Consider the following 13,305-nt stretch of genomic DNA (forward strand, 5'->3'; position numbering starts at 1 on the left):
TCCGGGTCAGTCCTGGGCCGGAACGAGGACCGGCTTGACCCGGCGATCCCGGTTCACCACCTGCTCGATAGTCGCCTCGATCAACATGTTCGTCCGCTCGTCATCCCGCAACAGACCCCCGAACGCCTCCTCAGCGAAGTCCAACTTCCGCTCCTGCGTCAACTCCCCACCCGACCGCGACACCAGATCCGGCCGATCCACGACCACCTGACGCACAGCCTTCCGGAACGCCGACAACGCATGATCCACCGCAGCCTCGTCAAAAGCCATCGTCACCAACTGCGTACCAGAATCCTCGAAATACACACCGTACTCATGCGCCGTCCGATAAATCTCCCAACCCAGATCATCATTCGGCAGAACCACATCAAACATCAAATCCGGCCCACCAACCCAATTCGGAATACCCTCCCCAACCAGAACATCCCGCATACCATCCGCCAACCGCCGCCCCATCGCCTCAGCGTTCCCATAAACACCCGGCGTGTCCAAAACATCCAACACCGCCAACGCAGCCGCCATCGGCGGAACCTCACGCGTATACGTCCCCTGAATCCCCGACACATCGTACGCGTCAATGATGTCCCGCCGACCCATCACCGCAGCCAATGAATGACCATTCGCCAACCCCTTACTCACCACCACCACATCCGCCGGCACCCCCAACCCGTGCACACCCTTCGGACCCGCCCGGAACCCCGTATACACCTCATCCATCATGAACGGCACACCATAGCGCCCACACAACGCCGACATCCGGCGATAGAACTCAACATCGAAATACAACAACTCAGGCGAGACAAGAACCCCCGCCACCTCATCACCAAAGGCCTCCAACATCCTCCCCAAGGCCTTCTCGTTGTACCCGAAACCCACCACACCAGTCGTCTGCTGATAACCAAAAAGCTCCGACGCCAACTGCCACTCATGCCACCCGTGATACCCACAAGACAAAACCAGCTCCCGACCCGTCGCAGCCCGAGCCAACCGAACCGCCATCGCGGTCCCCTCGGAACCAGTCTTGTGGAACACCACCTTCTCCGCACACGCATACCGCTCGCACAACCGCTCCGCCAACTCCACCCGCGGCACCGACAACGTCGAAGCAAACGCCGTACCAGAATCCCGAATCTGCCGCACGATAGCCTCAACCACCGCCGGATGACGGTGTCCGAGAATGATTGTCCCGCTGGAGGCGGTGAGGTCGACCATCCGGTTTCCCTCCAGATCGGTCAACCACGCGCCCTCGCCCGACCGAATCATGGCCGAGAAGCGTGTCTCGATATCGTACTTCTCCGCCGCGGTGACTCGGCGGGCACGCTCCACCAGCTCTTGGTTCGTCAAGTTGGCAGACTTCATGAATTGTATACCTTCTCTCGCCGATTCGACTCGAGTCCAGGAGATCGCCATGATCGATGCCGGCATGTGCGGGTCGGTTGTCAGACAGACCTGTCCGACAGTCGGCGATCATCAGCCACCCTAGGAACACCGTTGGCATGAGTATAGATCACGGCAACCGCACAGGGAACAATTTTTTCGCGTTCGAGATGAGCACTGCGGGCGACTCCGCGCACATGCAGGTCCGACCATCCCCAATAATCTACGGGTCAGGAAGCAGCGACCTCGGCCGGGACTGGGTCGGCTTCCTTACGTCCCTGGTCGAGCAGTTCGACGAAGCGACGCTGAATTCGACCAATCCGCTCATTATCGGTTGACCGAATCACGAACGAGCATCCTTCCGCGTCGCCAGCTGTCTGCGCTCCCACCTGGCTACTGACCTGCGCCTCACCGGTGTACAAAGCGATGGCGGCAGCGATCATGTCACCCGCGAATCGGCAGAACTGGTCGGCACCCGCGCCCTTGTCGGAGTCCGCCACGTGCTGCATCACGCAGACACATCCCAGGGGGTGACTCAGCGCCAGCAGCCCGTCGACCCGCTCCTGGACCGCCCGCACGGTGGCCGGCAACTCCTCCGGGCTTTCGGGATCCAGCTGGGCCATGCTGTGTTCGACCAGCCGCTCGCCGGCCTCCGCAACGCTGACCGGTCCCTGTTCACGGCGCTCCGCCCCTTCGACGACGTACTTCGGCCAAAGCGCCATGGCCAGAGTTCCGACCCACACGGTGTACAGTTCATCTGCTGCTAGGACGCCGTTGGCGAAGGCGAAATTGAACTGATCGAACAAGGCTGGATCAGTCAGTGGGTCGACGATGCCCCGCGACAGGCATGTCTGGTAGTCCGGGGATCCGTAGATCGGATAGAACGGGTTGGTCCAGAATTCGACCCCAGCCAGCACCAGGTTCACGGCATCCTGAATGATTGCGTCGAGAGTCTGGTCGGGCAGCCCGACAATAATCGCTGCGCTCGCGCTCAATCCGAACTTCTCAAACAACGCAACCCCGGCGGAGACCTTGTCCAGCGAGGTGAAGCCCTTGCGCATCTTACGCAATCGCGCTGCGTCGGTGGTTTCCAACCCGAGAAAGAGGTCGTCGAAGCCCGCCGAGACCATGCTTTCCACCAGGTCCTCGGTGAGTTTCACGACCGTCATGCCGTTCGGCAAGCTAAGTCGGATGTCGAGGCCGCGCCGGACGATCTCCCGGCAAATGGCGTGGACCCGCCCGATGTCGAAGGTGAAGTTGTCGTCCTCGACCAGGAACCGACGGATCCCGTACACGTTGACGTAGTGCTCAATCTCGTCAACGACGCGCTCGGGGTCTCGGGCCCGGAACTGCTTGCCGACCGTTGCGTGCACCGTGCAGAACGAGCAGGAAAACGGGCATCCTCGGCTGGTGATCAAGGTGACCGCAGCACCGTACCGGTCGAAGTCCAACTGGTCGGCGGCTGGTGGCGCAAGCGAGTCGAGATCCGCGACGAACGGTGCCCGCGGACGGACGTGCGGCGGGCCGGTCGTCGCGCACCCGCAGAGCGCCTCGCCACAGCGAAACGCCACCCCGAGCATTTCGGTCAAGGGCCGCCCGGTGGTCAACGCGTCCAGCAGCTCGACCGTTGTCACCTCGGCTTCGCCGAGCATCACCACGTCGATCTCAGGAACTTCCAGGACGTGCGGGAAGGCAACGGTGCCGTGCTGCCCACCAAGTATGACCTTCGCGTGCGGCAGGACACGCTTTGCCATTCTGGCCAGCTCGTAGGCGCTCTCGTAGTAAGGGGTAAACATGCATGAAATGCCGACAACGTCAGCGTTGCTGGCGGCGAGGGCCGCCTCGATACGCTCCGGCCGGGCGCCCCAGTGCATAATGTGCTGCCACCGCGGATGGCGGTCCAGCTTCGCCTGCTCGATAGCGGTCAGCTCGTCAGGCGGAACGACGTGGTTGTCCTCGGTATAAGCCAAAGAGTCGAAGATCTCCGTGTCGTGGCCCGCCGCGCGCAGCGCGCCCGACACGTAGGCTAGACCGATAGGGACGTGACGTCCGATTTCTACCATGCATCCACGGATCGGCGGCTTAACGAGGAATACTTTCATTTGGTCACCTTCCGTAATAGAAGGCGCTGGCCACCAGCGCGTTTGCCAGATCGCTCCGCGCCCCCGCTACATGATAATCGACACTGCGACCGAGGCAAATGCCCAAGTGGATCTGGCTCTGGGTATAGCTACATAGTGGACAAGCTGGGAGGACAATAGCGGACAGTCACCAGATGCCGCCCCTAGGATGCCACTCCCCAGCAAGCTCTCGCGGTTCGCCAATTTGGCCCCTATGATTTCCAGGTGTCGCCCACAACCGGCCGAGGGGCGCAGGACGAGCCGGAGGTCTTCCTGATGAGAATAGCCAATGCTGATGGTTGCACGCCGTACGAAGTGGCACGGGACCTCACCCTCGTCAGAGGCGAGGGAGCGTACGTGTACGACGCCGCAGGTCGTGGCCTCGTCGACCTCTCCAACTCCTTCGGCAGCGTGTTGCTCGGGCACCAGGACCCGGTGGTCACCTCCGCCGTTCTCGCGGCGGTACGCACCGGTCTGCCAGCGGCCGCCTCACTGGAGCTGCAGAACCGGCTAGCCGAGCAGATCGCCGGAGACCTCCCCGGTGAGCAGCGCGTGGCGTTCTTCAAGACCGGCACGGCGGCGACCCGGGCAGCCGCTTCGGCCGCGCGTCAGGTCACCGGCCGACGACTGATCGCCAGCTGCGGCTATCACGGCTACGACCTGATGTGGGAGTTCACCCCGCCGGGCCAGCCGAACTCGGAAGGCGTGCTGCACTGCTACCACCTGCCCGAACTGCTCGACAGGGTGCTCGACGAGCACGCCGACGAACTCGCCGCGGTCATCATCGCACCGGACTACATCCATGTCTCGCCGCAGTACATCGCCGATCTGTTCCACCGGTGCCAGCGGGCCGGGGTGGTGACCATCGCCGACGAGGTGAAGCACGGTTACCGCATGCTCCGGGGCGCCTCGGTCAACGGAGCCGGGGTCCAGGCCGACATCTACACCTACGCCAAGGGCATCAGCAACGGCTGGCCGTTGTCCTGCGTGGCCGGGGATGAACGGTTCATGGACCCGCTCGCCGAGTTCGTCTCGACCCTCACCTTCGAGGCACCCAGCTTCGCGGCCGCCGCGGCAACCCTCGACCGGCTGACCGAGCTGGACGTCCAGGCCCGGCTTGGCGCCGATGGCGGACGGTTCGTGTCCGAAGCCACCAAGCTGATCGATGCCCACGACCTGCCGATCGAGATGGCCGGGACCGGTGCCGCGTTCCAGTTCGTCTGCGCTCCAGAGGTAGAGGAGATCCTCCTGCCGCACGCCTTGGCCGAAGGACTCATCCTCGAACCGTCCGACCAGCAGTATCCCTCGGCGTGCTTCCGGGACGAGGTGGTCGACGACGCGCTCGACAGACTCGGCCGCGCGCTCACCGCGATGGCGGCCTCCCGGCCCGACCTCGTCGGGCGGGAGGTCACCCAGCTCGACCGGGTGCAGTCGGCCTTCTGCCAGATGGACGGGCTCCCAGGGCGGCCGAACGGTTGGAGCTTGGCGGAGTGTGTGGACTACGTGACCGGCCAGCTTTGAGTGAACCTGGCGGCCCACCGGTGACGCGCCACGGCTGGTCAGTCGCCCTTCGCGCCGTCGATGCTCTGCCTGATGAGGTCCGCGTGGCCGTTGTGCCGGGCGTACTCCTCAAGGATGTGCACCACCGTGGCCCGCAGGTTCCGTACCACGCCCTCGTCCTCGTACGTGTCATCCAGGTCGCGCAGCAGGAAAGCTTTGCGGGTCAGCTCCACTTCCTGTAGGTAGAGCTCGAAGTTGGCCTGCACATCCGCCGTCGCGACGTCGTCGAAGGCAGCGTCCGGACGCTCCTCCGTCGAGTACGGATCATCGATCGTCTCCCCGGAGAGGAGGCTACGCAACCACCGCTCCAGCTCGGTCATGTGACGCAGCAGACCGAGCAGGGTCAGATTGGTCACCGGGACGCTGTTGGTCGTCAACTGCTCCGCGGTCAGGCCCGAGCACTTCAGCAGCAGAGTGTCCCGGTGGTAGTCGAGCCAACCCGCCAGTACGGTGGCTTCGTCGCCCGATGCGGGATCCGGCTTCCGGTCGACAGTAGGGGCGGTCCAGGCCATGTGGTGGTCCTTCCGTTGTCTGGTCAGGAGATGAGGGCTGACCAGCGGCTATTTTGCTCTTATGAAAATGTCGGAAACGGCAGGATCCGTGCGGTACCGTCCTGGCTGGCCGTGACGATGCGTGCGCCAGTCCGGTCGAAGGCAAAGTTCCACACCGGCATGGTGTGTCCAGTCGCCAACTGCCCGATCTCTCGCCCGCTCCCGACGTCCCAGACCCGTACGGTGCAGTCCTCGGCTGCGCTGACGAGCAAACGACCATCCGGATGGAACGCCACCCCGTCCACCGCGTCGGTGTGCCCGACCAGCGGGTCGGCCGCCGACCCGTCCACCGCGTAGTCCCAGATCCGAACGGTTCGGTCGTCGGATCCGCTGGCCAGAAGCCTTCCGTCCGGGCTGAAGGCGACGCTGACCGTGCCCTTCGAGTGGCCGACCAGCGGTTTGCCGACCAAACAGCCGGTGGCGGTGTCGTACAAACGAAGCGCGTCGCCAGTCGATGCGATCAGGTGACCGTCCGGGTGAAAGGCCACCCCGTCGATCTCGTCCTGGCTCGCGGTCAGCGGACTCCCCACTGGGTCGCCACCAGGCACCCTCCAGAGCCGGACGGTGTGGTCGGCGCTGCCGGTGGCCAGGAGTTCTCCGGTGGGATGGAACGCCAAGCCGTAGACGCCGGCGGTGTGGCCGGACAAGGGTCGGCCGACCTGCCGACCGGTGGTGAGGTCCCAGAGCCGAGCGGTCCGGTCCTCGCTCGCGCTGGCCAGCAACCTGCCATCAGGGTGAAAGGCCACCAGCCAGACCGTATCGGTGTGTCCGGCCAGCGGGTGACCGACCGGCTCACCGGTACCTGCGTCCCAGAGCCTTACGGTGCCGTCCTCGCCGCTGGTGGCGACCAGATGATCCGCAGGGTGAAAAGCCGCGCTGATCACGCCCCGCTCATGCCCGACAAGCACCAGGGGCGCCCCGGTCGGGTGTGCTGCTGCCAACTCCACCTGTCTACTCCGTCTTGACCTGAGGGCAGGGCCCAATCGAGACTCGAACCAGGCGGTACTACTCCTCCCGGAGGTCGAAGACGACCCGGATCGTGCTACCGGTTCGGTTGATCGCCCGGTCGATGGCCGGGGAATACTCGTCGAGCGGGACAATATCGGTGAGAATCCGCCGAGTATCGATCGCGCCGTCCGCGATGAGCTCCACGGCCTCCCGATACTTGCCGCCCGGTCCCATCACGCCGACCATACTGGCGTACGACAACGGCAGCCGTGCGGTCTCCAGTGGGTGTTCGGCACCCACCTGGTAGCCCACCAGACAGACCCGGCCCCCGGGGCGGACCAGGTCGAGCGCGCGGACCACCGACTCCGGATCACCGGACGCCTCGAACACGACGTCCACCTTGTCCGCGTAGTTGGTGAGTTCCGGTAGCTCGCTGGGATGGACCGAAACGACGGCTCCGCTCTCCTCGGCGACTTTGCGGCGCTCGGCAACCAGGTCGGTGACAAGCGTTACCGTTGCCCCGGTCGCGCGAGCCGCCTGGATGAGCAGCTGGCCGATACCGCCGGCGCCCAGTACGGCCACCCGCTCGGCAGGGCGGAGGCTGATCCGGTCCACCGCGTGCAGGGCGACGGCGAGTGGTTCGGCCTGGCTCGCCGCGGCCAGGTCCATCCCGTCCGGTAGGGGATAGAGGTTGGCGAGCGGAGCCGCGACGTAGCCCGCGCAGCCGCCGTCCACGGTAAAGCCGATCTCGACGAGGTTCTCGCACATCACCGGCAACCCGTCGCGGCATGGCCCGCAGACCTGGCAGCCGACGATCAGATCACCCGTGACCGCGCGGCCAACCCAGGACTCATGACCGTCCGGCGCGGAATCCACCACACCGGCCCACTCATGGCCGGGCACGATCGGGTACCGGTTACCGTGCCACTTGCCACGGAACAGCCATAGGTCGCTGCCACAGAGACAGCAGTAGTGCACCTTCACGACTGCCCAACCAGGAGGAGCCTTCGGCTGAGGAAGGTCTACAATCTGGGCTTTGTGTCCACCATGGAACTGCAGCGCCCGCATCCGTCCCCCCACACGGTCGTGAGTCGATCTCTGGATCACTTTAGATGCCGAGAGATCAAGGCTCAACAGTTTGACAGCACAAACTGGAGCTTGACAGATGATCGAGACTCACCTAGGATTTGTCGCCAGTCAAATTCGACAGCTCTGCGTCGAGCATGGTGACTGATCCGAACGCTGGCGTCATCGCAGTTCCGGAGCGCATTCGGTTGATGCCGCACCAATGATCGAATACGTCCATTTTGAGGCACGACGGTCGGCATTGCGGCGGTTCTTGACGCAGTGAATTCCTGCCTGAATTCCAGCACCCAAAGGTCCCGGCACGCTGCTTCGCTGGACAGTTGCGGCAGGGCGCGCCCGGTCCACCGGATCACGGCGAGTCGGCCGGCGTGGTCCCCCGCCCGGGGCGCTGGCCCTGATCGGGGCTCTGGCGGCACGCTGGGTATGCTTGCCAGCCGGGTAGACCTGTGCTGATAGACGAGGGCGGAAGGTGGCGGAGTACGTGCCGACGGGGACGCGTAATGCCGTGGTGCTGCTCAGCGGCGGCCTCGACTCCACGACGGCGCTCGCGATCGCGATACACGAGGGCTACCGGGCCCACACGCTCAGTTTCCGGTACGGGCAGCGCCACACCGTCGAACTTGACGCCGCCGCCCGCGTGACGAAGGCGCTCGGCGCGGCCCGGCACATCGTCGCCGACATCGACCTGCGGGCCTTCGGTGGGTCGGCACTGACCGACGACGCGCTCGCGGTACCGCACCGTACGAACGCCGACGAGATGGGCGACACCATCCCGGTCACGTACGTACCGGCACGCAACACGATCTTCCTCTCGTTCGCACTGGCCTGGGCTGAGACCCTGGACGCCTCCGACATTTTCATCGGAGTGAACGCGCTGGACTACAGCGGCTACCCGGACTGCCGCCCGGAGTACATCGCCGCGTACGAGGCAATGGCCAACCTCGCCACCAAGGCCGGCGTCGAGGGGCAGCAGCGGCTGCGCATCCACACCCCGCTGATCCGGCTGACCAAGGCCGCGATCATCCAGCGGGGTCTGGAGCTGGGTGTCGACTTCGCCTGGACACACAGCTGCTACGACCCGGTCGACGACCGGGCCTGCGGCAGCTGCGACTCCTGCCTGCTCCGGCGACGCGGTTTCGCTGAACTCGGCATGATCGACCCTGCCCTGTCCGGCAACGGATGATCGGCGTGTACCGGGTCAAAGAGATCTTCTACACCCTCCAAGGCGAGGGTACGCATGCCGGTCGCCCCGCCGTCTTTTGCCGCTTCACCAGTTGCAACCTCTGGACCGGGCGAGAACGCGATCGGCATCGTGCGATCTGCCGCTTTTGTGATACCGACTTCGTCGGCACCGACGGCACCGGGGGCGGGCGATTCTCGTCCGCCGCCGATCTGGCCGCCGCCGTCGCAGAGGCTTGGCAAGGGCGGGCACACCCCCGCAGCCGACGGTATGTGGTGTGCACCGGCGGCGAACCACTGCTGCAGCTGGACGAGGCGGCCGTGACCGCCCTGCACGAAGCAGGCTTTGAGGTCGCGGTCGAGACCAACGGCACTTTGCCCGCGCCTGCAGGCATCGACTGGATATGTGTCAGCCCCAAGGCCGGCGCGGAGGTGGTACTCACCCGGGGTGACGACTTGAAGCTCGTCTTTCCCCAGCCGGAGGCCGACCCGGCTCGCTTCGAGCACCTCGACTTCGGCCATTTTCTGCTGCAGCCGATGGACGGCCCGGACCGGGTCGCCAATACCTCGGCCGCAGTGCGGTACTGCCTGGATCATCCACAGTGGTCTCTGAGTTTGCAGACTCACAAGTACATAGGGATTGCCTGATGGAGATCTTCCGGGAGTTCACCTTCGAAGCCGCGCACCGGCTGCCGTACGTGCCCGAGGGACACAAGTGCGCCCGCCTGCACGGACACTCGTACCGGATCACCGTGCACGTCAGTGGCCAGGTCGGAGCGCAGACCGGTTGGGTGATCGACTTCGGCGACCTCAAGCAGGCGTTCGCACCGGTCCGCGAGCAACTCGACCACCGCTACCTCAACGAGATCGCAGGACTGGAGAACCCGACGAGCGAAGTGCTGGCCCGATGGATCTGGCAGCGACTTGTCGGTCAGTTGCCGTTGTCGGCCGTGACGGTTCGGGAGACCTGCACGTCCGGCTGCGTCTACCGAGGCGAGGACTGAGCGGGTCGGGGCTCTACGAGTGGTCGGGTCGCCGCAGAGGCCGACCCGACCACCTCCATGTTCAAACCCGGGACTCGCTCGTCCGGTCCCCTTGATCGGCGGCCATTCCGGCCTGTTCCTCAGTTGCCGTCACGGGATCTCCCGGCCGGCCGTCGCGGCTCGCCGTAGCAGCCGTTGCCATCTCTGCCTGCTCGTCCGTCTGCTTGTTGCGTGCTTCGGGCGGCATCGGATGCAGCGGACGCAGGCCGAGAATCTGCAGCCGGCCAGGAAAGACGTTCAGTCGACCGAAGTCGTCCAGCCGGTTGCTGGTCCTGACGATGGACCGGCGGTGCCGTCTGGTCTCCTCGAGAATCCGTTCCCGAGCCAGCGGATCGAGCCGCGTGCCGGTCCGCGGATCGGTGCCCGCTCGGGCATGCCCCGGCTGGGCGAAGTCCGCCTCGCTGGCTCGCAGCCAGGCAGCGGTGTCCTCGCGGATGCCGTCGGCGAGTCGACGCACGGCAGTACCGTGGCTGGCTCCCTCGTCCTGGTCCTGCCAGTAGCGCAGAACCCGGGATGCGTGACCGATCATGCCCGTTGCGGAGCCCTCACTGAGCAGGAAACTGCCGTTTCCGAACGAGTCTCCGGCGACCACGCAGTTCGGGGCGACCAACGCGTCCCGCCCGATCCGCTCGACATTGCTGACCAGCTTTGGCGTGGCGAGGCTGAGGGTACGAACAAGCTCCTGGCGGGGGATTTCGGTAAGCAGCGGCACCTGGTCCAGGAAGTAGTCCCGGATCAGGTAGCGGTGCGCTCCGAAGTACTCAGCGGAGTCCTGACGGGTGATGGCCGGCACCATGCCCGCCTGGATCGGATCGAAAGTCCGGTAGTCCGGTACCTCCAGGATCGTCCAGCCGGTTTCGCTGAAGCCGTCGTGCCCGAGCGTGATCTGCCGCACCCAGTACTCGTTGCCCTGCTTGTCGAAGGTCGAGGCTATCCGCTGACGGGAGTTCGCCCCGACGTTTACCGCGATCAGTCCGACGATGTAGTCGGCTTGAGCCACGACCGGACCGCGTCCGTCCTGATGGTCGATCGTCACGATCTCCTGGGTGAACCCGAGTCGACTGGCGTCGGCACTCTCCACCCCCTCAGCGATCATGATCAGACCGGGGCTGCCGAGATCGACAGGTTCGGTGCCTCGGGCCCGGATCCGTCGGTAGCTGCCCTTCTCGTCGATCTCCCGGATGGCCTCGATCTGAACCCTCAGCCGACCGTCCGAGCCTCGGACGAACCCATGGTCCTGGGCCGGTTCCCGGCGGAGCCAGCGCCGCCATCCGCTCGGCCGGCTCGGCTCTGCCACCCGGTGGTAGGTGAAGAGGCGGCACCTCGGCTCCCGACCGGCAGCCAGGTCCATCCGTTCTATCTCCTCCAGGTACCGACGTAGCATGATCAGCAGATCTTCCGCGTTGACCTGGAAGGCGGGGGACTCCGCGAAGACCTCGTCCATCTCGCGTCCGACGGTTTCCGGATTCAGGTCCGGGTCCAGGGACGGCGCTGCCGGGTGCGTGACGGTGACGGCCCGATGCGGCTTTTCGTCCACCCACCTGTCGTCGACGAACTCCGCTGTGCCGACGTGTCCCCCGACGCACGAGTCAGCCCATCCGTACAGGATCTCGTCGGCCCGGGCCTCGGCGCCGTCCTCGGCATCGGGCCGGTAGAAGACCTCGTGGAGGATGAACGGATTCCCGTCGATCCGGCGTGGAATGCCCTCCGGGCCGTAGCGCTCACGCATCATCCGGTCGATGACCGCCAGATGGTGGTAGAGGTCGGCCCGGACTTTCCACTGCATCAGCGTCAGGTACGGGTCACCCCGCAGCTCGACACCGACCGCCCGTCGGCCGCTTGCGATCGTCCAGAGCATCGACATCATGTTGGTGCCGCCCAGGCCCACCGCGAGGAAGTCCGGATCGGCAGCGCCGGTCGGGTCGACCTGCCGGGTCGGCGGCGTCGATGCCGTCTCGTCCAGCGAGTCGGGCGCAGTCCTGGGTACCTCGCTCTCCACCGCGAAGGCGGCGAGCAGCATGGCTACGGCCATGGTGCCGAAGCCGACCAGAAACGCCATCTGGAAACCGTCGGTCAATGCGGCGGCCGTCGACTCACCTCGGGCTATGGCTGACTGCGTGATGTTGGCCGCTACTGGGGCCAGCACCGCCAGTCCGATCGCAGACCCCAGCTGCTGGGTGGTGTTGAGCAGGCCGGACCGAACCCCACTGTCCTTGAGCGTGGCGTCAGCCAGGGCGATCCGCAACACGGGGGGTGTCGCAAGGCCGGAACCGGTACCAATCAGCAGCAATGCCGGGAGTACGTCGATCCAGTAGTTGCCCTCCGTCGGGATTCGGGCCAGCAGCAGCAGGCCGACGGCCATCAGACCCATCGCGGGAAGAAGCAACGTCTTGGCGTCCCGCTTACGGGCGAGCCGGGGAGCGATCTTCAACGAGCCGACCCCGATCGCGATGGCGGCCGGCACGAACGCGAAGCCCAGTTCCATCACCGTGAAGCCGAGAACGTTCTGCAGGTAGAGGGCGCAGAGGAAGAACATCGCAGTCGGCCCGGCGACCATCAGGGCCAGGACGATGTTCGACCAGGCGACGTTGCGGGCGCGAAGTATCGCGCCGGGCATCAACGGATTTCGGGCCCGTCGCTGCCAGCGGACGAACACAGCCATCAGCAGCAGCGCCGCACCGGCGAGCAGCGTCGTCCGGAGCTCACTGAAATCGGCCTGCACGATGGCGGAGACCGCCAGCATCAACGAGCCGACCAGGGCCAACGCGCCGATCCAGTCGATCCCGTCACCGGCCGTCACGTCACGGACGTTGTCCAGCAGCCGGACCGCCGAAAGAATCGTGACAAGCCCGATCGGGACGTTGACGAAGAAGATCCAGTGCCAGCTCAACGACGCAGTCAGGGCTGCGCCTGCCAATTGGCCGAGCGCGGCTCCGGACGCAGCCACAAAGGCGTAGAAGCCGAGTGCCCGGGCCTGTTCCCTGGGTTTCGGGAACATGGTCACGATCATGCTGAGCACGACGGCGGTGGTGAACGCGCCACCCACCCCCTGCATGAACCGTGCTCCGATCAGCACGGCCTGGTCATTCGCCAGACCGCAAACGACCGACGCGGCGGTGAACAGGCCGAGGCCGCTGAGGAAGACCCGCTTCGTTCCGATCAGGTCACCGAGCCGGCCGGCGAAGAGCAACAGCCCGCCGAAGGGAATGAGGTACGCGTTCACCACCCAGGCCAGGTCGGCCTGGGAGAATCCCAGGCCGACCTGGATGGACGGGAGGGCGACATATACCGCAGAGCCGTCGACAACGGAAATCAGCACGCCTACGCAGAGCACGACCAGCGCGAGCTGCCGCTCCCGCAGGCTCCGCAGCGGCCGTGCTGTTTCACGCACGACGACCGTCTCGCCCGAACCGCCATAGGAGTCGCCGCGGGGTTGGCTGA

Annotated in this window: 10 protein-coding genes; 4 read left to right on the plus strand and 6 right to left on the minus strand. The window is 65.4% G+C overall.

Features of this window, described 5'->3' with window-relative positions:
- Nucleotides 1-6: 6 nt before the first annotated feature.
- Entirely contained in the window at nt 7-1,359 is a 1,353-nt protein-coding gene (locus O7543_RS19470; protein WP_281552526.1) for an aminotransferase class III-fold pyridoxal phosphate-dependent enzyme, read from the minus strand.
- A gap of 248 nt (nt 1,360-1,607) precedes the next feature.
- Nucleotides 1,608-3,479 carry a radical SAM protein gene (locus O7543_RS19475; RefSeq protein ID WP_281552525.1) on the minus strand — a complete coding sequence of 624 codons (1,872 nt, stop codon included), beginning with the start codon at nt 3,477-3,479 and terminating at the stop codon, nt 1,608-1,610.
- 294 nt (nt 3,480-3,773) lie between these two features.
- Here O7543_RS19475 and O7543_RS19480 point away from each other — a divergent pair, with 294 nt between their 5' ends.
- Nucleotides 3,774-5,018, plus strand: coding sequence for an aminotransferase class III-fold pyridoxal phosphate-dependent enzyme (locus O7543_RS19480; protein WP_281552524.1), 1,245 nt, complete (start codon nt 3,774-3,776; stop codon nt 5,016-5,018).
- Between the two features lie 38 nt (nt 5,019-5,056).
- Here the strand turns inward: O7543_RS19480 and O7543_RS19485 are convergent, their stop codons facing one another.
- The 3 genes from O7543_RS19485 to O7543_RS19495 are packed head-to-tail and all read right to left on the minus strand — an operon-like array spanning nt 5,057 to nt 7,690.
- Nucleotides 5,057-5,569 carry a DinB family protein gene (locus O7543_RS19485; protein ID WP_281552523.1) on the minus strand — a complete coding sequence of 171 codons (513 nt, stop codon included), beginning with the start codon at nt 5,567-5,569 and terminating at the stop codon, nt 5,057-5,059.
- 59 nt (nt 5,570-5,628) lie between these two features.
- Complete coding sequence (locus O7543_RS19490) at nt 5,629-6,555, minus strand: WD40 repeat domain-containing protein (RefSeq protein WP_281567177.1); 927 nt, start codon at nt 6,553-6,555, stop codon at nt 5,629-5,631.
- A 58-nt stretch (nt 6,556-6,613) separates the two neighbouring features.
- On the minus strand, nt 6,614-7,690 hold the full coding sequence (locus O7543_RS19495; RefSeq protein ID WP_281552521.1) for an alcohol dehydrogenase catalytic domain-containing protein: 1,077 nt from the start codon (nt 7,688-7,690) through the stop codon (nt 6,614-6,616).
- A gap of 433 nt (nt 7,691-8,123) precedes the next feature.
- Here O7543_RS19495 and queC point away from each other — a divergent pair, with 433 nt between their 5' ends.
- From queC to queD, 3 genes are read left to right on the plus strand one after another with little or no spacing between them, the layout of a single operon-like run.
- On the plus strand, nt 8,124-8,825 hold the full coding sequence (queC, locus tag O7543_RS19500) for a 7-cyano-7-deazaguanine synthase QueC (RefSeq protein ID WP_281567178.1): 702 nt from the start codon (nt 8,124-8,126) through the stop codon (nt 8,823-8,825).
- The gene (gene queE, locus O7543_RS19505) at nt 8,822-9,469 is read left to right on the plus strand and encodes a 7-carboxy-7-deazaguanine synthase (protein WP_281552519.1); all 648 of its coding nucleotides are present in this window, start codon (nt 8,822-8,824) and stop codon (nt 9,467-9,469) included. The genes queC and queE overlap by 4 nt, the downstream gene beginning before the upstream one ends.
- Entirely contained in the window at nt 9,469-9,825 is a 357-nt protein-coding gene (gene queD / locus O7543_RS19510) for a 6-carboxytetrahydropterin synthase QueD (protein ID WP_281552518.1), read from the plus strand. Before queE ends, queD begins: the two co-directional genes overlap by 1 nt.
- Nucleotides 9,826-9,886: 61 nt before the next feature.
- Here the strand turns inward: queD and O7543_RS19515 are convergent, their stop codons facing one another.
- Complete coding sequence (locus O7543_RS19515; protein ID WP_281552517.1) at nt 9,887-13,255, minus strand: MFS transporter; 3,369 nt, start codon at nt 13,253-13,255, stop codon at nt 9,887-9,889.
- Between the last annotated feature and the right edge of the window lie 50 nt (nt 13,256-13,305).

Origin of the sequence: Solwaraspora sp. WMMA2080 (assembly GCF_027497395.1) — a bacterium.
GTDB lineage: Bacteria > Actinomycetota > Actinomycetes > Mycobacteriales > Micromonosporaceae > Micromonospora_E.

Bases quoted from the DNA above. Each gene is read 5' to 3' on its own strand.
- O7543_RS19470 (WP_281552526.1), bottom strand. From the start codon at position 1,359: ATGAAGTCTGCCAACTTGACGAACCAAGAGCTGGTGGAGCGTGCCCGC.
- O7543_RS19475 (WP_281552525.1), bottom strand. From the start codon at position 3,479: ATGAAAGTATTCCTCGTTAAGCCGCCGATCCGTGGATGCATGGTAGAA.
- O7543_RS19480 (WP_281552524.1), top strand. From the start codon at position 3,774: ATGAGAATAGCCAATGCTGATGGTTGCACGCCGTACGAAGTGGCACGG.
- O7543_RS19485 (WP_281552523.1), bottom strand. From the start codon at position 5,569: ATGGCCTGGACCGCCCCTACTGTCGACCGGAAGCCGGATCCCGCATCG.
- queE (WP_281552519.1), top strand. From the start codon at position 8,822: ATGATCGGCGTGTACCGGGTCAAAGAGATCTTCTACACCCTCCAAGGC.
- queD (WP_281552518.1), top strand. From the start codon at position 9,469: ATGGAGATCTTCCGGGAGTTCACCTTCGAAGCCGCGCACCGGCTGCCG.